The 18317-nt window shown below is 66.5% G+C and carries 19 protein-coding genes; 14 read left to right on the top strand and 5 right to left on the bottom strand.

Annotated features, from left to right (window positions below; translation table 11 throughout):
- Nucleotides 1-552: 552 nt before the first annotated feature.
- Complete coding sequence (locus SB4_RS20530) at nucleotides 553-678, bottom strand: hypothetical protein (RefSeq protein ID WP_275044987.1); 126 nt, start codon at nucleotides 676-678, stop codon at nucleotides 553-555.
- A gap of 230 nt (nucleotides 679-908) precedes the next feature.
- Between SB4_RS20530 and SB4_RS14460 the strand changes: the two genes are divergently transcribed.
- Nucleotides 909-1646, top strand: a complete 738-nt coding sequence (locus tag SB4_RS14460; protein ID WP_082670194.1) for a phosphatase PAP2 family protein — start codon at nucleotides 909-911, stop codon at nucleotides 1644-1646.
- Here SB4_RS14460 and SB4_RS14455 read toward each other — a convergent pair.
- Both SB4_RS14455 and galE read right to left on the bottom strand, forming a co-directional pair.
- Entirely contained in the window at nucleotides 1623-2462 is an 840-nt protein-coding gene (locus SB4_RS14455) for an HpcH/HpaI aldolase/citrate lyase family protein (protein WP_058753128.1), read from the bottom strand. The genes SB4_RS14460 and SB4_RS14455 overlap by 24 nt on opposite strands.
- Nucleotides 2463-2467: 5 nt before the next feature.
- Nucleotides 2468-3472, bottom strand: coding sequence for a UDP-glucose 4-epimerase GalE (gene galE, locus SB4_RS14450; protein ID WP_058753127.1), 1005 nt, complete (start codon nucleotides 3470-3472; stop codon nucleotides 2468-2470).
- A 79-nt stretch (nucleotides 3473-3551) separates the two neighbouring features.
- On the opposite strand from galE, the gene msrA reads away from it, so the two are divergent.
- Nucleotides 3552-4091, top strand: a complete 540-nt coding sequence (gene msrA, locus SB4_RS14445) for a peptide-methionine (S)-S-oxide reductase MsrA (protein ID WP_058753126.1) — start codon at nucleotides 3552-3554, stop codon at nucleotides 4089-4091.
- Between the two features lie 51 nt (nucleotides 4092-4142).
- On the opposite strand, the gene SB4_RS14440 is transcribed toward msrA, so the two are convergent.
- Nucleotides 4143-5078, bottom strand: a complete 936-nt coding sequence (locus SB4_RS14440; protein WP_058753125.1) for an L-threonylcarbamoyladenylate synthase — start codon at nucleotides 5076-5078, stop codon at nucleotides 4143-4145.
- Between the two features lie 108 nt (nucleotides 5079-5186).
- Here SB4_RS14440 and SB4_RS14435 point away from each other — a divergent pair, with 108 nt between their 5' ends.
- Nucleotides 5187-6005 carry an arylamine N-acetyltransferase family protein gene (locus SB4_RS14435; RefSeq protein WP_058753124.1) on the top strand — a complete coding sequence of 273 codons (819 nt, stop codon included), beginning with the start codon at nucleotides 5187-5189 and terminating at the stop codon, nucleotides 6003-6005.
- 101 nt (nucleotides 6006-6106) lie between these two features.
- Here SB4_RS14435 and SB4_RS20065 read toward each other — a convergent pair whose 3' ends face one another.
- The gene (locus tag SB4_RS20065; RefSeq protein ID WP_193753833.1) at nucleotides 6107-6247 is read right to left on the bottom strand and encodes a hypothetical protein; all 141 of its coding nucleotides are present in this window, start codon (nucleotides 6245-6247) and stop codon (nucleotides 6107-6109) included.
- Nucleotides 6248-6454: 207 nt separating this feature from the next.
- Between SB4_RS20065 and SB4_RS14430 the strand changes: the two genes are divergently transcribed.
- The 11 genes from SB4_RS14430 (at nucleotide 6455) to SB4_RS14380 (ending at nucleotide 18309) form a co-directional block, all read left to right on the top strand.
- Nucleotides 6455-6769, top strand: a complete 315-nt coding sequence (locus SB4_RS14430; protein WP_241488635.1) for an STAS domain-containing protein — start codon at nucleotides 6455-6457, stop codon at nucleotides 6767-6769.
- Entirely contained in the window at nucleotides 6766-7134 is a 369-nt protein-coding gene (locus SB4_RS14425) for a response regulator (protein ID WP_058717505.1), read from the top strand. The genes SB4_RS14430 and SB4_RS14425 overlap by 4 nt, the downstream gene beginning before the upstream one ends.
- The gene (locus SB4_RS14420; protein WP_058753123.1) at nucleotides 7131-9128 is read left to right on the top strand and encodes a chemotaxis protein CheA; all 1998 of its coding nucleotides are present in this window, start codon (nucleotides 7131-7133) and stop codon (nucleotides 9126-9128) included. The genes SB4_RS14425 and SB4_RS14420 overlap by 4 nt, the downstream gene beginning before the upstream one ends.
- 4 nt (nucleotides 9129-9132) lie before the next feature.
- A complete protein-coding gene (locus SB4_RS14415; RefSeq protein WP_058717507.1) occupies nucleotides 9133-9636 on the top strand; it encodes a chemotaxis protein CheW in 504 nt (167 codons plus the stop codon).
- 65 nt (nucleotides 9637-9701) lie between these two features.
- Nucleotides 9702-11492, top strand: a complete 1791-nt coding sequence (locus tag SB4_RS14410) for a methyl-accepting chemotaxis protein (protein ID WP_241488634.1) — start codon at nucleotides 9702-9704, stop codon at nucleotides 11490-11492.
- Entirely contained in the window at nucleotides 11489-11977 is a 489-nt protein-coding gene (locus tag SB4_RS14405) for a chemotaxis protein CheW (protein WP_058753121.1), read from the top strand. The genes SB4_RS14410 and SB4_RS14405 overlap by 4 nt, the downstream gene beginning before the upstream one ends.
- Nucleotides 11978-12061: 84 nt before the next feature.
- A complete protein-coding gene (locus SB4_RS14400) occupies nucleotides 12062-13984 on the top strand; it encodes a methyl-accepting chemotaxis protein (protein WP_058753120.1) in 1923 nt (640 codons plus the stop codon).
- 154 nt (nucleotides 13985-14138) lie between these two features.
- Complete coding sequence (locus SB4_RS14395) at nucleotides 14139-15818, top strand: methyl-accepting chemotaxis protein (protein ID WP_058753119.1); 1680 nt, start codon at nucleotides 14139-14141, stop codon at nucleotides 15816-15818.
- Nucleotides 15815-16306 carry a chemotaxis protein CheW gene (locus SB4_RS14390; RefSeq protein ID WP_058753118.1) on the top strand — a complete coding sequence of 164 codons (492 nt, stop codon included), beginning with the start codon at nucleotides 15815-15817 and terminating at the stop codon, nucleotides 16304-16306. Before SB4_RS14395 ends, SB4_RS14390 begins: the two co-directional genes overlap by 4 nt.
- Nucleotides 16307-16387: 81 nt before the next feature.
- On the top strand, nucleotides 16388-17230 hold the full coding sequence (locus tag SB4_RS14385; protein WP_058732022.1) for a CheR family methyltransferase: 843 nt from the start codon (nucleotides 16388-16390) through the stop codon (nucleotides 17228-17230).
- 5 nt (nucleotides 17231-17235) lie between these two features.
- The gene (locus SB4_RS14380) at nucleotides 17236-18309 is read left to right on the top strand and encodes a protein-glutamate methylesterase/protein-glutamine glutaminase (RefSeq protein ID WP_058717514.1); all 1074 of its coding nucleotides are present in this window, start codon (nucleotides 17236-17238) and stop codon (nucleotides 18307-18309) included.
- Nucleotides 18310-18317: the final 8 nt, after the last annotated feature.

Raw genomic sequence — 18317 nt, 5'->3', positions numbered from 1 at the left:
TGTTTATAAGGGACAGGCCTCATTCCTCCTGATCCACACGCCAGTGAATCAGGAAAACTGTCACCACTCAAGATGCTGATTGGGTTTGGACCCTAGGTCGCCAGTCAAGGCGAGTTGCACATCGATGACGGTCTGCACCTTGGTGTTTGGTTTCTGCATCGAAGTGTATGAGTTCGCTGAACTGCGGCGGCCACAGGGCATGGTGAAGCCTCGTCAAGCCGCGAGCGTTCGATTCTATCAGTCAGCGCCTGTTATGATAGATCGCTTGGTACAGCGAATATTTACCCTCCCCCCAACACACAATGTGGAGAATTTTCTGAGAGCACGGGCGGAAGTATTCACACCAGCAACAGTGTGCGGATTGACCAAAATCAGCCATTCTAAAGGCTCATCATGGTAGGCGGCGAACCCACCGTCGCGGGGAAGCATCGCTGCAGATTCGTCCCCATGCGGACGCCGCGCGTCATGCCATTCCGATCATGCGCGGAAATCGGCCGCTCGACCAGAGGAGCGACCGATCCTGTTATGCCGTGGGGAAAGTGAAAAGGTCGATCAGAGCAGCTGTTTGACCAGCGCGGAGGCACCGAGCGCAACGCCGCCCACCGCCAGCCAACTCACGACAGCGCCGAACGTCAGAATCAACAGGCGATTGATAGGTAGGATGGCGTGTTCGTCCATGGTTTGGCATTCCTCTCCCACCGATCTTTGTGCCGGTGTAGGACATTTCTGCATCAAAAGAATCGGCCTGACAAACCCGTTTTTCGAATGACCGTGATCGAACGAAGAGATCGATAAGTACCCGGGTTTAGAACGCGCTGAAATAGGCCGGTTTTTCCGAGACGATCAGGGCCCGAGCTTGCGCTTTACCCTAGGCATCGTCACAGCATCGCCATGGAAGTTCCGAAGTCATGAAGCCGCACGAATCGCTTGAAAACGACTTGGCGCTTTCCACCGAATCGCAGGCGGCCGAGTCGCCGGGGCTGGCGAGCCTACCTCTGGCCTTGCGGGGACTGGCGGCCGGGGGCGCGGCGCTGGCGTTGCTGCTGGTGGTGGGCTTGCTGGTCGATCACTGGCCCTTTGCCTGGGATCGCGCGATCCTGACCGGATTGCGGGCACATGCCCAGTCGACCGCGCTCAGGGCGGTGGCGGTCGATTTCACCGCGCTGGGCAGCGTGCCGGTGCTGATCCTGATGGTCGCGGGCGCGGCGCTATTGCTGCTGGCGCGCGGCTGGTGGCTGACGGCGATCGCGACGGTGGCGGCGGGGATCAGCGGCGGCGCGGTCGTTACCTTGGTCAAGCATCTGGTCGCACGCACCCGGCCCGACCTGGTGCCGCACTGGGTCGATGTCCATAATGCCAGCTTTCCCAGCGGCCATGCGGCGGGTGGAGCCATGGTCTATCTGACGCTGGCGGCGCTCGCGACCCAGGCGACGCGGAACCGGCGGTTGCGTCATATGATCGTGCTGCTGGCCGTGGTGCTGGTCGGCGCGATCGGGGTCAGTCGGGTCTATCTGGGCGTGCACTGGCCGTCGGACGTCGCGGCGGGCTGGTGCTTCGGCACGCTCTGGGCGCTGGGATGGTGGTGGGCGACTGCCGCCGCGCGCACCTCTTGGGCCAAAGCCTCAGGCGCGCGCGCGGGCGAGTAGCGCCTGTGCCGCCTTCAGGTGCGGCGCATCGACCATCTTGCCGTCCAGCTGTAGCGCGCCCGCGCCGCGGTTCGCGGCGAACAGGTCGACGATCGCCCGGGCGCGGGCGATATCCTGGTCCGAGGGGGTGAAGGCGGCGTTGATGACCGGCACCTGCGCCGGATGGATCGCCATCATGCCGGTAAAGCCGTCCCGCTGACCCCGCGCGGCATAGGCGGCCAGCCCGTCCAGATCACGGAAATCGGGATAGACCGTCTCGATCGCGGCGGTGCCCGCGGCATGGGCGGCGAACAGGGTCAGCGAACGGGCGAGCTGATAGGGGGCGGTATAGCTGCCGTCCGCCTCGCGCGCCGTAGTCGCACCGATCGCGGCGGGCAGGTCCTCCGCGCCCCAGGTGAGCCCTGCGAGCGGCAGGCTGGAGCCCGCATATTCGCCCAGCCGGAACAGGGCGGTCGGGGTTTCGGTGACGATGGGCAGGATGGGGATATGCGCCACCCCGCGCGCCGCCAGTGCGTGCAGGCTGACCAGCCCCTCCGCCTTGGGAAGGACGATGCCGTCGGGCCGGGCGGGCAGGATCGCGGCCAGGTCCTCCGTCGCCAGCGGCCCGTCGATCGGGTTGATCCGCACGAACAGCTGCACGCCGTGATCCCGGGGCTGGGCCAGGAACGCTGCCACCGCCTGTCGCGCGGCGGGTTTCGCGTCGGGGTCAACCGCATCCTCCAGGTCGAGGATCAGCGCGTCCGCGCCCAGACCCAGCGCCTTGGCCATCCGGTCCGGCCGGTCGCCGGGCACGAACAGCAGCGAGCGCAGCCGCATCGGGGTCAGCGGCCCATCTCGGCCAGCTTGCGCTCCCAGGCGAGCGCATCGCGGACGATCCCGTCGAGATCGTCGCGCTCGGGCCGCCAGGGCAGGGCGGCCAGGATCGCACTATTGTCGGCGACCAGCTCGGCCGGATCGCCCGCGCGGCGGCCCTCCATGCGGCGTTCGATGCGGTGGTTGGTCACCCGGTCGACCGCGTCGAGCACTTCGAGGACCGAGAAGCCCCGGCCGTAACCGCAGTTGAGCGTATGGCTCTCACCCGGCTGCGCGACCAGCAGCTCCAGCGCGGCGACATGCGCGGCGGCGAGGTCCGAGACATGGATATAGTCACGCACGCCGGTCCCGTCGCGGGTCGGGAAGTCGGTGCCATAGACGCCGACCGCCTCGCGCTTGCCGATCGCCGCCTCGACCGCGATCTTGATCAGATGGGTCGCGCCGACCGTCGACTGGCCGGAACGCCCCTGCGGGTCTGCGCCTGCGACATTGAAATAGCGCAGCGCGCAATAGTTGATCGGATGCGCGGCGGCGACGTCCTTCAGCATGATCTCGGTCATCAGCTTGGACATGCCGTAAGGGTTGATCGGCACCTTCGGGTCATTCTCGGCGACCGGCACCTTTTCGGGCGTGCCATAGGTGGCGGCGGTCGAGGAGAAGATGAAATGGGCGACGCCCTCGGCCACCGCGCTTTCGATCAGCGACCGGCTGGCGGCGGTGTTGTTGCGGTAATATTTGAGCGGGTCGCTGACCGACTCGGGCACCACGACCGACCCGGCGAAGTGCATGATCGCGCGGACGCGGTGGTCGCGGATCGCGGCGCGGACGGCGGTGTCGTCGGCGACATTGGCGACGACCAGCGATGCACGCGGATCGACCGCCCAGTCGAAGCCGGTGACCAGATTGTCGAGCACCACGACCTCATGGCCCGCATCGAGCAGCGCCAGCACGGCATGGCTGCCGATATAGCCGGCCCCGCCCGTCACCATCACCTTGCCGTCGATCGCTGCCATCACTTTTGTCCCAAATGCTTGGATTGCCGTGGCCTAGCCGCTTCCTATCTAGGCATACAAGACGACAAGGAGATTCCGAGTGACCGAATATGTAACGCTGGCCGGGGGCTGTTTCTGGTGCACCGAGGCGGTGTTCAAGGACGTGATCGGCGTCGAATCGGTCGAAAGCGGCTATATCGGCGGCACCGTGCCCAACCCGACCTATAAGCAGGTGTGCGGCGGCGATACCGGCCATGCCGAGGCGATCCGTATCGGTTTCGACCCCGAGCAGCTGGCGCTGGACGACCTGCTCGACATTTATTTCGCGACGCATGACCCGACGCAGCTCAACCGTCAGGGCAATGATGTCGGGACCCAGTATCGCTCCGCCATGTTCCCGGCGGACGAGCGCCAGGAGGTGGCGATGAAGGCCGCGATCGAACGGGCCCAGGCGGGCAGCGACAAGCCGATCGTGACGACCATCGAGCCGATGGCGGAATGGTATCCGGCCGAGGATTATCACCAGGATTATTGGGAAACATCTGGCCGGTCGAACCCGTACTGCATGGCCGTGATCCCGCCCAAGCTGCAGAAGCTGCGCAAGAGCTTTGCCGCGCGGTCGAAGGCCGTCACGGCATAATCCGGGTATCGGGCGGAGGCGAAAGCGAAGGATCAGCTCCCGCCCGCTATTCTAGCGAGTCGCTGCCCGCCGCAGCCGGTCATTGATCGCGTCCCCGATCCCCTCGGCCGGGATCGGGGCGACTGCTAGGCGGGGGAGGTCGCTGGCATCGGCGCGGTGGAGCGCGTCGAACAGGCGCGCCGCCGCCTCGGTCGCATCGCCGCTCGCCGATAGCGTATCCTGCCCTGTAACCGCGCCGAAGCCGATCAGCCATTCGTCCGCCTCGGCCCGCATCGCGTTCAGCCGCAGCGGCTTGCGCGGGGCATAATGGCTGGCCAGCTGTCCCGGCGCGGTGACGATGGCGGGGGCTTCGGGGCCCTGCTCCACTTCGCCCAGCACCTCGGCCAGCATCGCGGCGGTCACGGGGCCGGGGCGCAGGATGGTGCGCCCGGCGACGATGGTCGACTCCAGCCCTGCCTCGGTCGCGCCGTCGTCGAGGATCGGCACGGCGGGGCCCAGGCTGGCGCGGACATGGCGGGCCAGGGTCGGGCTGATCCCACCACTGGCATTGGCGGAGGGCGCGGCGAGCGGCCGGCCGGTCTCCGCCAGCAGTGCCTGCATCGCGCGGTGGCGCGGCACCCGGATGGCCACCGTATCGAGCCCGGCGGTCACCAGCGCGGCAATGTCCGAATCCCGTCGCACCGGGCGGACCAGGGTCAGCGGCCCCGGCCAGAAGGCCCGGGCCAGCGCCAGCGAATCCGCGTCGAATTCGGCGATCGCTTCGGCCGCCGCCAGATCGGGGACATGGACGATCAGCGGATTGAAGGACGGCCGCCCCTTGGCCGCATAGATACGCGCGACGGCCTGCGGCTCGGTTGCATCGGCGGCCAGGCCATAGACGGTCTCGGTCGGCACCGCGACGATACCACCGGCACGAAGGACCTGCGCGGCCGCGCGGATCGCGGCGGGCGAGAAGGGCAGGGTCGGATCGGTGTCGGGAAAGGCCATCGCGCGGCCTATACCCGGTTGCGCCCTGTTCGATAAGAGGTGCGCCCTATAAGGGGCGGGGCCATCACCCCTTCGACAATCGTGATCCGGCACCCTATCTGCTGGGCCATGTTCGACCTCGATTCCTATCTCGCCCGTATCGCCCTGCCGTCGCGCGTCACCGTCGATGCCGATGGACTGGCGCGGCTGCAATGGGCGCATCGTCTGGCCATTCCGTTCGAGAATCTCGATGTGCGGCTGGGCCGCCCCATCGCCATCGACAGCGATAGCGTCTTCACCAAGCTGGTGATGGCCAAGCGCGGCGGTTATTGCTTCGAGCAGAACCGCCTGTTCCTCGACGCGCTGGCCGCGCACGGGTTCGCGGCACGGCCGATCCTGGCACGGGTCTGGCTGCGGGCCACGGACGTGCCGCCGGTCACCCACACGCTCAGCCTCGTCCATATCGACGGGCAGGACTGGATCGCGGATGCCGGTTTCGGGGGCAGCTATTCGCCGCCCCTGCCGCTGGTCGAGGGCGCCGAGGCGACGGCCCCCGACGGCGCGCGGTTCCGCCTGACCCGCGACGCGCAGCATGGCTGGATGCTGCTGCGCGACGGGCATCCGGGGCATACCGACGGTCGCTCGGTGGGTGAGGGGTGGGAGGCGCAATATAGCTTCACCACCGATCATGTCTGGGACGCCGACCTGGCACTCAGCAATCACTGGACCTCGACCGCCGAGGCCAGCCGGTTCCGGCAGGCGGCCATCGTCAGCATTACCCTGCCGCACGGCTTCGCCTCGCTGACCGATCGCCATTATCGCCGCCGCGTCGGGCAGGACGAGACGGCCGCGACGATCACCGATCCCCGCGTCTATCGGATGCGCATGAGCCTGATGTTCGGCATCGACCTGTCGGTCGAGGACAGCGCGATCCTGTTCGCCGAATGACCATTTCCGCCGGTGGGCGGGTGGGTGCAGTGCCGACCACGCCCACCGCTCCTATCCCCCGCGACTCGGGGAATGGCTCTTCTTTTCTTCGCGGCTGAGCGTCAGGCTTGGTGTTGTTTGCGGATATGTCCCAGCGCAAACATGGCGGCATCCATGGCATTTTTATCATGGTCCATGGGATCGATTACAGAAATCGCCATTTCCGTCACATCCTCCTCTGTATTTAAGCTCGATTTTACCATTGACGCGTACACCCACGAATGAACGTGGGGGATTACGGATGAGGCTAGGATTTTCGTCACAGCGACCAAAGGCTGGCGGCGTGCGATGGCATCGCTCCGGTGACGATCATCGACGGCCGAAAGACGGTCGCAGCAATCCCTAGACTGTAATCTCCGGCGCAGGGCCGCTCCGGCGCCGCCACAGCTTTTCCATGGAAGGAAATGATCATGTCGATCACCACGGTGATGGCAAGCGAGAATCTGTGCCTGCCGAATATCTGCGTACTTGCCGAAGAATTGACTGCCGCGATCACGCCGGGGGGCTCGGTCCGACTGGACCTGTCCGACGTGGCCGCCCCCGATCTCAGCGTGATCCAGCTGGTGCAGGCGGCGCGGGTCAGCGCGGCGAAGGCCGCCTGTGACTTCGCGCTGACGGCCCCGGCGGGCGATCCGTTCCGCGCCCTTCTTGACCGGGCGGGCTTCACGTCCGCCGACCATCCCGACCACTCCCAATTCTGGTTCCACGGAGACACCTCCCAATGAGCGCATCCATTCTGACCGTAGACGACAGCGCCAGCTTGCGCATGGCGATCCGCATCGCGCTGACCGGCGCGGGCTATGCGGTGACCGAGGCAGCCGACGGTGTCGAAGGTCTGGCCAAGGCGACCGCGACGCGGTTCGACCTGATCGTCACCGACCTGAACATGCCCAACATGGACGGGTTGCAGATGATTCGCGCGCTGCGTGAGCAGCCCGCCCAGGCGGGTGTGCCGATCATCTTCCTCACCACCGAATCGGACGATGCGATGAAGGCCCAGGCCAAGGCCGCCGGTGCGACCGGCTGGCTGGTCAAGCCGTTCCAGCCCGAACAGCTGATCCGCGTCGCGCAGAAGGTCCTGGCACGATGAGCGGCCCCGGGAGCAATGAGGACCCGACAGCCGCCTTTCGGATCGAGGCGGGCGAGCTTCTGGAGCAGGTCGAACAGGGCCTGCTCGATCTGGGTCACCGCCTGGACGATATGAGCCTGGTCAACGCGGTGTTCCGGGGCCTTCACACGCTGAAGGGCTCGGGCGCGATGTTCGGCTTCGACAAGCTGGCGGCCTTCACCCATCACTGCGAAAGCGCGTTTGACCGCGTGCGCAAGGGCGATGTGCCCGCCACCGCCGACCTGGTATCGGTGATCCTGTCGGCGGGCGATCACATGCGCGCCCTGGTCGAGGGCGACGCGCCCGAGGCCGAGGGGCAGGCGATCCTGGCGAAGCTGGCGGCGGCGGTCGACGCCGCAGCGGGCGGGACCGGCGGCGCTCCGGCCGCGGTGAAGGCTCCGGCGAAGCAGGGCTGGACCCTGTCCTTCCGCCTGCCGCCCGACGCGATGGCCCATGGCACCAACCCGCTGGCGCTGCTCGACGAGCTGCGCGACCTGGGCGAGGCGACCATCGTCGCGCGCCTCGACGACATCCCCGCGCTGGACGAGCTCAACCCCAGCCACTGCGTCGTCGGCTGGGACTGCACGCTGATCGGCGACATTTCGCGCGAGGCGATCGAGGACGTCTTCCTGTTCGTCATGGACGACATGGACATCGCCATCACCCCGCTCGCGGTCGAGGAGACCGAGGACGAGGTGCAGGAGGCGGCTCCGGTGGAGATCGTCGAGGCCAAGGCGGCCGCCACCGCGCCCGCCGCAGCGAACGATGCGGCCCCGCGGGCAGCGGCGGCCAACCGGTCGCAGGGCGAGCATGTCCGCGTCCCCGCCGAGCGGCTGGACGAGCTGATGGACCGCGTCGGCGAACTCGTCATCGCGCAGAGCCGGCTGTCGCAGCTGGCGGGCCATGGCCAGGACCTCAGCCTGCGTTCCGTCTCGGAAGAGATCGAACGGCTGGCGGGCGAGATGCGTGACACGATGATGATCCTGCGCATGGTGCCGGTCTCGACACTGTTCGGCCGCTTCCGCCGCCTGATCCACGACCTCGCCATCGAAACCGGCAAGACCATCGAACTGGTCACCGAGGGCGAGAGCACCGAGGTCGACAAGACGGTCATCGAGCGACTGTTCGATCCGCTGGTCCACATCATCCGCAACTCCTGCGACCACGGCCTGGAAAAGCCCGAGGATCGTCTGGCGGCGGGCAAGTCGGCCAGTGGCGTGATCCGCCTGAGCGCGCATCAGGCGGGCGGCGAAGTCCTCATCACCATCACCGACGACGGGCGCGGCATCGATGTCGAGCGCGTTCGCGCCAAGGCGGAGGCCAATGGCCTGCTCCAGCCGGGGCAGGTGGTCAGCGAGGACGAATTGCTGGGCCTCATCTTCCATCCCGGCTTCTCGACGGCGGCGCAGGTCACCAACCTGTCCGGGCGCGGCGTCGGCATGGATGTGGTCAAGCGCACGATCGAAAGCCTGCGCGGCTCGATCGTCGTCAAGAGCGTATCGGGCCAGGGCTCGACCATCACGCTTCGCATTCCGCTGACGCTGGCGATCATCGAGGGGCTGCTCGTCCGGGTGGGTGAGGGGCGCTACGTCATCCCGCTCGCAGCGGTCGAGGAATGCCTGGAGCTGTCGTTGGAGGAGGATCTGCGTTCGCGCGGGCGCAGCATCATCACGCTGCGCGAACGGCTGGTGCCGTTCCTGCGATTGCGCGACCTGTTCGACACCGGGACCAAGCCCGACACCTATCAGAAGATCGTGGTGGTCGGCACCGGCCAGGAGCGGGTCGGTCTGGTCGTCGACCAGATCATCGGCAACCACCAGACGGTGATCAAGGCGATGTCGCCCTTGCACCGGGGCGTCGCGGCCTTTGCGGGCGCGACGATCCTGGGCGACGGTTCGGTCGCCCTGATCCTCGACATCGCCCAGCTCATCGCGATGAGCCAGCCCAGGGAGGAGCGGCGTCTCGCCGCTGGATAAATCCATGCCATATCACAAGATTCCCAACTGGACGCCGGACAATGGCCTGGAGGTCCTGACCTTCGGCCTGGGGTCCGAAACCTTTGCGCTGGAAGCGGGCATCGTCCGCGAAATCCTGGACATGATGCCGGTGACGGCGGTGCCCGGGGCCGATCCGATGGCGGGGGCCGTCATCAACTTTCGCGGGCGGATCGTGCCGCTGGCCGATCTGCGCGGACCCTTCGGCATGGAGGCGCAAGGCTCCACCGCCGACAGCCGGATCATCGTCATCGAGCTGGACCTGGACGGCGCGCCCGTTCTGATCGGCCTGACCGCCGATCGCGTCAACGAGGTCGCGGTGCTCGATGCGCTGGATGCCGAGGAGGCGCCCGTCATCGGCATACGCTGGCCGCGCGACCATGTCCGCTGCCTGGTCCGCCGCCAGGGCGACCTGATCGTCCTGCCCGACCTGCCATCGCTGTTCGCGCGCCTCACCGCGCGCGCGGCCGAGCCGGTCAGCCTTCACTGATTGCAACCTGCCATCCAATTTTATCCTCAAGGGGGGGGACCCAATACATGCGAGCTACGATCAAAATGAAATTGGCGGCCAGCTATGCCGTCATCATCGTCCTGATGCTGGCCGTCGTCGGCGTCGGCGTCACCAAGATGAGCGCCCTGAACGAAGCCATCACCGAGGTCATCGCGGGTCCTTCCAAGCGTCTGGAGATCGCGTTGCGCGTCAACGAGCGCATGAACAAGACTCTGCGTTTTGAAAAGAACATGGCGCTGACCGAGGACGAGGGCCTCACTCAGAAGTTCGATGCGGAAAACATGAAGGCGCGCAACGAGGTGCGCGAACTGATCGCCACGGGGATCAGCATCGCGACGGCCGAAGGCAAGCCGCGCTGGATGCAGGTCCAGTCGCTGTTCGACCAGTATGTGCCGATCAACGACCAGGTTCGCCGCCTGGCGTTGGCCAACAAGAACACGGAAGCGGGGCAGGTTTCGGTCACCAAGTCGCGTGAGGTTGCCGGTGCAATGTCTCAGCAACTCGACCAGATCGTCGGCATCGCGCAGGACGGCATGAAGCAGGCCGACGCCGATACCAATGAACAATATGCCAATGCGCGCAATATCCTGTTCATCACGGCGGGCCTGGCGTTGCTGGTCGCCATTGCCGGTGCCTTCTGGATTTCGCGTATTGTTTCGCAAGGCCTGAACAAGGTCTCGGTGGCAATCGATGCCGTGGCGATCGGTGACCTGAGCCAGGACGTGACGGTCACGTCGAACGACGAGATCAAGGATCTGGTCGAAACCGTCAACCGCATGACTGCCAATCTGCGGCAGAGTGCCGAACTGGCCGATACGATCGCCAGCGGCGACCTGACCGTCGATCACCAGCCGCTGTCCGACAAGGACACGCTGGGTCATGCCCTGGTCGCGATGGTCGAGCGTCTGCGCGGCGTCGTCGGCGATGCCACCCAGGCGGCGCAGAATGTGGCGGCGGGCAGCCAGCAGCTGTCGTCGTCGTCGGAACAGGTGAGCCAGGGCGCGACCGAGCAGGCCGCGGCGGCCGAGGAAGCCTCGGCATCGATGGAGCAGATGGCGGCGAACATCAAACAGAACGCCGACAACGCGACCCAGACCGAGAAGATCGCCCGCCAGTCCTCGCAGGATGCCGAGATCAGCGGTCAGGCGGTGCAGAAGGCGGTGATCGCCATGCGGACCATCGCCGAAAAGATCGGTATCGTGCAGGAAATCGCGCGTCAGACCGATTTGCTGGCGTTGAACGCGGCGGTCGAGGCGGCGCGTGCCGGCGAACATGGTCGCGGCTTCGCGGTTGTCGCCGCCGAGGTCCGCAAGCTGGCCGAGCGCAGCCAGTCGGCGGCGGCCGAGATCAGCGGTATGTCGTCCGATACGGTCGGTGCGGCCACCCAGGCGGGTGACATGCTGGTGAAGCTGGTGCCCGATATCCGTCGCACCGCCGAGCTGGTCGCCGAGATCAGCGCCGCCTGCCGCGAGCAGGATATCGGTGCGGTGCAGATCAACGAGGCGATCCAGCAGCTCGACAAGGTGACGCAGCAGAACGCCTCGGCCTCCGAGCAGATCTCGTCCACCTCGGAAGAACTGGCTAGCCAGGCCGAGGAGCTTCAAGAGAGCATCGCCTACTTCCGGGTCGACCGCGGCGCACGCGGTGTCCAGCCCAAGTCGGCAGCCCGCAAACCCGTTGCCCGCGCGGTGGTGTCCAAGCCCGCCAAGCCCGCCAAATCGGCTCCGCGTGCCGGTTCGGTCGCCGACCAGCAGGCCCGGGTCCGCGGCTTCGCGCTCGACCTGACCAATGGCGGTCCGGACGGCGAGGATGCCGAGTTCGGACGCGCGGCATGACCCATGCTGGCGGGGACATCCAGGTCGTCGTCTTCGGTCTCGGGGAGGAGGAGTTCGCCCTCCCCGTGACCACGGTCCGCGAAATCCTGGATCATCGCAACGCCTATCGGGTGCCGCATGCACCCGACTGGTTCCTGGGGCTGACCGATGTGCGCGGCGCATCGGTGCCCATGGTCGACCTGCGGGTCCGACTGGGGCTGGCGCCCGCCGAGGTGACGCTGACGACGCGCATCCTGGTCGTCGACATGCCGGGCAGTGACGGTACGCCGATCGCCCTGGGGCTGGTCGTCGACCGGGTGCTCGACGTCAGCACCTTCGCGGCCGACGCCATCGAGGGCTCGCCCGAACTGGGCGGCCGCTGGCGGTCGCAGCAGATCGAGGCGATCCTGCGCCGCGGCGCCGGTTTCGTCGCGCTGCTCGATCCCGTCCGGCTCTTCGGGGCCGATGATATTGACGCCACGCTGGGCTTAGCAGCGGCGGCGTGAATGCCTGGGGCGGTGCATCCTTGTGGCCGCCCCACCTACTCCCAGCCGGCCTGTCTGCGGACAGGAATTCTCAGGAAAAGACTCATGCGGTTTTACGCTTCGCTCAAGGACACGTCCCATGTCGACGCCGCCACGGCGGAGATCACGCGTCTGCAGCGTGCCTTTGCCCAGGGCCGCGTCCATGATCGCGCGGACCTGTCAGTGGTCACGGGCAAGGCGCGCGAGGTCCTCGTCGCCGTCAACGACATGATCGAGGCGGCAGCGATGCCCGCCGCCAGCTTCACGAGGCGCCTGTCGCACGTGGCCAGCGAGCATGAGCGCGGCGATATCGACGTCGTGCTGCCCGTCGACGAGTTCCAGGGCGACCTGGCCAGTGCCGCCAGGATGGTCAACGAACTCGTCGCCAGCCATATCGCGGTCAAGAAGCTGGCCATGGCCTGCGTCAAGTCGCTGGGCGAAGGCGATTTCGAGGCGCCGCTTCCGCCGCTGCCCGGCAAGAAGGCATTCATCAACGACACGATCGAAGAGCTTCGCGGCAACCTGAAGGGCCTGATCGCCGAGATGAACACCATGTCGGTTGAGCACGACAAGGGCGACATCGACGTCTTCGTGCCAGCCGAGAAATTCCAGGGCGATTTCGCCCGCATGGCGACCGGCATCAACGCGATGGTCGCGGGCCATATCGCGGTCAAGAAGCAGGCGATGGCCTGCATCAAGCAGTTCGGCGAGGGCAATTTTGCCGCCGAGCTGGAGCGTTTCCCCGGCAAGAAGGCCTTTATCAACGACACGATCGAGGAACTGCGCGCCAATTTTCGCTCGATCATCGGCGAGATTCAGCGCCTGATCGACGCGTCGACCGCTGGACAGTTGAGCGAGCGGGGCGAGGCCGAGCGCTTCCCCGGTGATTTCGGTGGTTTGATCAAGGGCATCAACGGGATGCTCGACGCGATCCTGCTGCCGATCGGCGAGGGCAATCGCGTCCTGAACCTGGTCAGCACCGGCTCGCTGCTCGAGCGGGTGGAGATCGAGTGTGAGGGCGATCATCGCCGGATGAAGGATGCGATCAACAATCTGGTCGACAATCTGACCAGCTTCGCGACCAACGTCGCGGGCGCGGCGGACCAAGTGGCGAGCGGCAGCCAAGAGCTCTCCTCGGCGTCGGAACAGGTGTCGGAAGGCGCGACCGAGCAGGCCGCATCGGCCGAGGAAGCCTCGGCATCGATGGAGCAGATGGCGGCGAACATCAAACAGAACGCCGACAACGCGACCCAGACCGAGAAGATCGCCCGCCAGTCCTCGCAGGATGCCGAGATCAGCGGCCAGGCGGTGCAGAAGGCGGTCGTCGCGATGCGCACCATCGCCGAGAAGATCGGCATCGTGCAGGAAATCGCCCGCCAGACCGACCTGCTGGCCCTGAACGCGGCGGTCGAGGCAGCGCGTGCGGGTGAACATGGTCGCGGCTTCGCGGTCGTCGCCGCCGAGGTCCGCAAGCTGGCCGAGCGCAGCCAGACGGCCGCGGCCGAGATCAGCGGCATGTCCTCGGACACGGTGATGGCGGCCACCCAGGCAGGTGAGATGCTGACCAAGCTGGTGCCCGATATTCGCCGCACCGCCGAGCTGGTCGCCGAGATCAGCGCCGCCTGTCGTGAGCAGGATATCGGTGCGGTGCAGATCAACGAGGCGATCCAGCAACTCGACAAGGTGACGCAGCAGAACGCCTCGGCCTCTGACGAGATTTCGGGCACGGCGGCGGAACTCGCTGCGCGCGCCGAGGAACTGCAGGAAGGCATCACCTTCTTCCGCCTGGCGGAGAAGGCTCGCCCGATGGCGGCCAAGCCCGCCGTGCGCAAGCCCTCGACGCCCGCCGCCAAGGCTAAGGTCAAGGCCAAGGCGGCGGGCCGTGGCCAATCGGTCGCGGATCAGCAGGCGCGGGCACGCGGCTTCGCGCTCGACATGACGAATGGCGGGGCAGACGGCGAAGACGCCGATTTCGGCCGCGCCGCCTGAACGGATCGACGGTGGCGGCGTGCCGAGGGGGAACGCCGCCACCGTCGAAGTCAAAAATAAGAATGAGTTGTCGTGAACCGAAAATTCATTCGATTATGCAATAGTTTGTGGTGTCGTCAGGTTCTTAAAAAAATAGATTTTAACGGGGGTGCGTATGCGCGCGACAATCAAGATGAAACTTGCTGGTACATTTGTGATTGTATTGCTGCTTCTGGCGGTAGTGGTCGGGATCGGCATCTCCAGGATCAATGCGTTGAACACGATGATCTCCGATACCATTGACGGCCCTGCGCAGCGCATCAAGCTTTCGCTGACGGCGGACGGCGATGTCGGGCGCGCGATCCGTGCCGAAAAGAACATGATGCTGTCCGAAGATATGAGCGCGAACCGCAATTATGACGCCAGCTTCAACGACTATAGCGCCAAGGTCGAGGCGAGCCTGAACAGTGGGCTGAAGATCGCCACCGCCCAGGGACGTCCGGTCTGGACGAAGGCGCTGGAGGAATGGCGCGACTATAAGGAGGTCAGCGCCCGCGCCCGCGCCCTGGCGATGGACAATCACAATGCCGCTGCGGCGCAGATATCGATAACGGAGGGGCGTGTCATCGCCGTGCACCTCGGTGAAACGCTCAACAAGCTGGCGGACATCACCCAGGGGCAGATGGTCAAGGCGAAGGAGGATGCGGCCGCGCTCTACGCGTCGGCGCGGACCACCATGATGGTCACCGCCGTGGTCGCGCTGCTGATCGCGATCGCCGGTGGCGTATGGATCGCGATGCTGGTGTCGAGCGGCCTGCGCAAGATCGGCGAGGCGGTATCCGCCGTGGCCGATGGCGACCTGAGCAACGAGGTCCAGGTCCGCAGCAACGACGAGATCAAGGACCTGGTCGAGACGGTCAATCGCATGACCAGTCGCCTGCGCGACACGATCGGCCAGACTGCTCTGGCGGCGCAGAATGTGGCGGCGGGCAGCCAGCAGCTGTCGTCGTCGTCGGAACAGGTGAGCCAGGGCGCGACCGAGCAGGCCGCTGCCGCCGAGGAAGCCTCGGCATCGATGGAGCAGATGGCGGCGAACATCAAACAGAACGCCGACAACGCGACCCAGACCGAGAAGATCGCGCGCCAGTCCTCGCAAGACGCCGAGATCAGCGGCCAGGCGGTGCAGAAGGCGGTCGTCGCCATGCGCACCATCGCCGAGAAGATCGGCATCGTGCAGGAAATCGCGCGCCAGACCGACCTGCTGGCGCTGAATGCGGCGGTCGAGGCGGCGCGTGCGGGTGAACATGGTCGCGGCTTCGCGGTTGTCGCTGCCGAGGTCCGCAAGCTGGCCGAGCGGAGCCAGTCGGCGGCGGCCGAGATCAGCGGTATGTCGTCCGATACGGTCGGAGCGGCCACCCAGGCGGGTGACATGCTGGTGAAGCTGGTGCCCGATATCCGTCGCACCGCCGAGCTGGTCGCCGAGATCAGCGCCGCCTGCCGCGAGCAGGATATCGGTGCGGTGCAGATCAACGAGGCGATCCAGCAGCTCGACAAGGTGACGCAGCAGAACGCCTCGGCCTCCGAGCAGATCTCGTCCACCTCGGAAGAACTGGCCAGCCAGGCCGAGGAAATGCAGGAAAGCATCGCCTATTTCCGCATCGGCGGCGTCGAGCGGAGCCATGCCCGTCCGGTGGTGCGCAAGGTACCGGCTCGTAAGCCCGCGCCGCAGTCTAAAAAGCCTGCCCCGCGTGCCGGTTCGGTCGCCGATCAGCAGGCCCGGGTCCGCGGCTTCGCGCTCGACCTGACCAATGGCGGTCCGGACGGCGAGGACGCCGAGTTCGGACGCGCGGCATGACCCATGCCGGTGGGGACATCCAGGTCGTCGTCTTCGGTCTCGGGGAGGAGGAATTCGCCCTCCCCGTGACCACGGTCCGCGAAATCCTGGATCATCGCAACGCCTATCGGGTGCCGCACGCGCCCGACTGGTTCCTGGGGCTGACCGATGTGCGCGGCGCATCGGTGCCCATGGTCGACCTGCGGGTCCGGCTGGGGTTGGCGCCGGCCGAGGTGACGCTGACGACGCGCATCCTGGTCGTCGACATGCCCGGCAGTGACGGTACGCCGATCGCCCTGGGCCTGGTGGTCGACCGGGTGCTCGACGTCAGCACCTTCGCGGCCGACGCCATCGAGGGCTCGCCCGAACTGGGCGGCCGCTGGCGGTCGCAGCAGATCGAGGCGATCCTGCGCCGCGGCGCCGGTTTCGTCGCGCTGCTCGATCCGGTGCGGCTCTTCGGGGCCGAGGGCCTCGACGCCGCCCTTGGTGACCTGGGCCTTGCCGCCTGATTCTTCCTCACGCCGATCGGCGGCACCGCCGCCGCCGGTCGTTCTATCTCGATTTACGCAGGAGCCGCCCCTTTGAGCACCATGGCCCGCACGGCGGTTTCGACCGATGCGCTTCAACCCCGCGATTTCGATCGCATTTCCGTCTATGTCTACAAGGAGTGCGGGATCAAGCTGCCTCCGGCCAAGATCACGATGATCGAGGGGCGCCTGCGCCGTCGCGTCCGGGCGACCGGCCTGTCCAGCCTCAGCGCCTATTGCAGCTGGCTGTTCGAGGGCAATCATCTGGAGGATGAACGCGAGCATCTGCTGAACGCGGTCACCACCAACAAGACCGACTTCTTCCGCGAGCCCAAGCATTTCGATTATCTGATGGGCACCGTCATGCCGCAGCTGCGCGACGAGGGGCGGCGGCGCCTGCGGGTGTGGAGCGCGGCCTGTTCGACCGGCGCGGAGCCCTATACGCTGGCCATGCTGCTCGACGCCTTTGCGCATGACAAGGGCGGCCCGGATTTCGGCATCCTGGCGACCGACCTGGACAGCGAGGTGCTGCGCACTGCCCGGCGCGGCATCTATCCCACCTCGATGCTGGACCCGGTGCCGACATCGCTGCGCAACCGCTATGCGATGAAGGCGAGCGACCCGAAGCGCAGCGAGATGCGCATCGTGCCCGCGCTTCGCTCGGCCATCGGCTTTGCCCAGATGAACCTGATGGACGAGCGCTATCCGGTCGGCGATCCGATGGACATCATCTTCTGTCGCAACGTGCTGATCTATTTCGACAAGCCGACCCAGGAAAAGGTGGTCCGCCGCCTGACCGAATGCCTGCGCCCCGGCGGCCTGCTGTTCCTCGGCCATTCGGAATCGATCACCGGTTTCGACCTTCCTGTCACGACGGTGGCGAACACCGTCTTCCAGCGGAACTGACGCCCATGAAGAAAATCCGTGTGCTGGTGATCGACGACAGTGCCAGTGTCCGTCAGGCGATGACCGCGATCCTGTCCGCCGATCCGCAGATCGAGGTGACCGCCGCCGCCGATCCCTTCGCCGCCGCGCGCCACATCCAGGAGGCGGTGCCCGACGTCATCACCCTGGATGTCGAGATGCCGCGGATGGACGGCATCACCTTTCTGCGCAAACTGATGTCGCAGCACCCGATTCCGGTCGTCATGTGCTCCTCGCTGGTCGAAGAGGGATCGGAAACGCTGCTCCAGGCGCTGGAGGCGGGGGCCGTCGACGTCATCCTGAAGCCGCGTGTCGGCGTCGCCGATCACCTGCTGGAAGCGCATTCCATGATCCGCGAGACGGTGAAGGGTGCCGCCCATGCCCGCGTCGGCGCGCGGCGCCCTGCCTCGCGCGCCTCCGCCCCCGCCAAGAAACTGACCGCCGATGCCGTCCTGCCGCCGCCGACTGGCCGCGCGATGAGCCGCACGACCGAGATGGTGGTGTGCATCGGCGCATCGACCGGCGGGACCGAGGCGCTGCGCGAGGTGCTGGAGGCGCTGCCCGCCAACTCGCCGGGCATCGTCATCGTCCAGCATATGCCCGAGAGCTTCACGCGCGCCTTCGCCAAGCGGCTGGACGGGCTGTGCCAGGTCGACGTCAAGGAGGCCGAGGACGGCGATACCGTGATGCGCGGCCGGGTCCTGATCGCGCCGGGTGGCCTGCGCCACACCATGCTGGAGCGCCAGGGCGCGCGCTATGTCGTGTCGGTACGCGAGGGGCCGCTGGTCTCGCGCCATCGCCCCTCGGTCGACGTGCTGTTCCGCTCGGCGGCGCGCAATGCGGGGGCCAATGCGGTCGGCATCATCCTGACCGGCATGGGCGATGACGGCGCGCGCGGCCTTTTGGAAATGAAGCAGGCGGGCGCGCGCACCTTCGCGCAGGACGAGGCTACCTCGGTCGTGTTCGGCATGCCCAAGGAGGCGATCGCGCGCGGCGCCCACGACAAGATCATCCCGCTGGGCAGTGTCGCGCGCGAACTGCTCCACGCCACGGCCCGCTAAGGAAGGAC

Origin of the sequence: Sphingomonas sanguinis, from assembly GCF_001476905.1 — a bacterium.
GTDB lineage: Bacteria > Pseudomonadota > Alphaproteobacteria > Sphingomonadales > Sphingomonadaceae > Sphingomonas > Sphingomonas sanguinis_B.
The sequence above is the reverse complement of the archived record's forward strand: the minus strand, read 5'-3'. Positions and strand labels throughout refer to the sequence as shown.

What these genes read in the sequence shown, in the direction of transcription:
- SB4_RS20530 (WP_275044987.1), bottom strand. Translation starts at nt 678, where the DNA reads ATGGACGAACACGCCATCCTACCTATCAATCGCCTGTTGATTCTGACG.
- SB4_RS14460 (WP_082670194.1), top strand. Translation starts at nt 909, where the DNA reads ATGAAGCCGCACGAATCGCTTGAAAACGACTTGGCGCTTTCCACCGAA.
- SB4_RS14455 (WP_058753128.1), bottom strand. Translation starts at nt 2,462, where the DNA reads ATGCGGCTGCGCTCGCTGCTGTTCGTGCCCGGCGACCGGCCGGACCGG.
- galE (WP_058753127.1), bottom strand. Translation starts at nt 3,472, where the DNA reads ATGGCAGCGATCGACGGCAAGGTGATGGTGACGGGCGGGGCCGGCTAT.
- SB4_RS14440 (WP_058753125.1), bottom strand. Translation starts at nt 5,078, where the DNA reads ATGGCCTTTCCCGACACCGATCCGACCCTGCCCTTCTCGCCCGCCGCG.
- SB4_RS14435 (WP_058753124.1), top strand. Translation starts at nt 5,187, where the DNA reads ATGTTCGACCTCGATTCCTATCTCGCCCGTATCGCCCTGCCGTCGCGC.
- SB4_RS20065 (WP_193753833.1), bottom strand. Translation starts at nt 6,247, where the DNA reads ATGGTAAAATCGAGCTTAAATACAGAGGAGGATGTGACGGAAATGGCG.
- SB4_RS14430 (WP_241488635.1), top strand. Translation starts at nt 6,455, where the DNA reads ATGTCGATCACCACGGTGATGGCAAGCGAGAATCTGTGCCTGCCGAAT.
- SB4_RS14425 (WP_058717505.1), top strand. Translation starts at nt 6,766, where the DNA reads ATGAGCGCATCCATTCTGACCGTAGACGACAGCGCCAGCTTGCGCATG.
- SB4_RS14420 (WP_058753123.1), top strand. Translation starts at nt 7,131, where the DNA reads ATGAGCGGCCCCGGGAGCAATGAGGACCCGACAGCCGCCTTTCGGATC.
- SB4_RS14415 (WP_058717507.1), top strand. Translation starts at nt 9,133, where the DNA reads ATGCCATATCACAAGATTCCCAACTGGACGCCGGACAATGGCCTGGAG.
- SB4_RS14410 (WP_241488634.1), top strand. Translation starts at nt 9,702, where the DNA reads ATGAAATTGGCGGCCAGCTATGCCGTCATCATCGTCCTGATGCTGGCC.
- SB4_RS14405 (WP_058753121.1), top strand. Translation starts at nt 11,489, where the DNA reads ATGACCCATGCTGGCGGGGACATCCAGGTCGTCGTCTTCGGTCTCGGG.
- SB4_RS14400 (WP_058753120.1), top strand. Translation starts at nt 12,062, where the DNA reads ATGCGGTTTTACGCTTCGCTCAAGGACACGTCCCATGTCGACGCCGCC.
- SB4_RS14395 (WP_058753119.1), top strand. Translation starts at nt 14,139, where the DNA reads ATGCGCGCGACAATCAAGATGAAACTTGCTGGTACATTTGTGATTGTA.
- SB4_RS14390 (WP_058753118.1), top strand. Translation starts at nt 15,815, where the DNA reads ATGACCCATGCCGGTGGGGACATCCAGGTCGTCGTCTTCGGTCTCGGG.
- SB4_RS14385 (WP_058732022.1), top strand. Translation starts at nt 16,388, where the DNA reads ATGGCCCGCACGGCGGTTTCGACCGATGCGCTTCAACCCCGCGATTTC.
- SB4_RS14380 (WP_058717514.1), top strand. Translation starts at nt 17,236, where the DNA reads ATGAAGAAAATCCGTGTGCTGGTGATCGACGACAGTGCCAGTGTCCGT.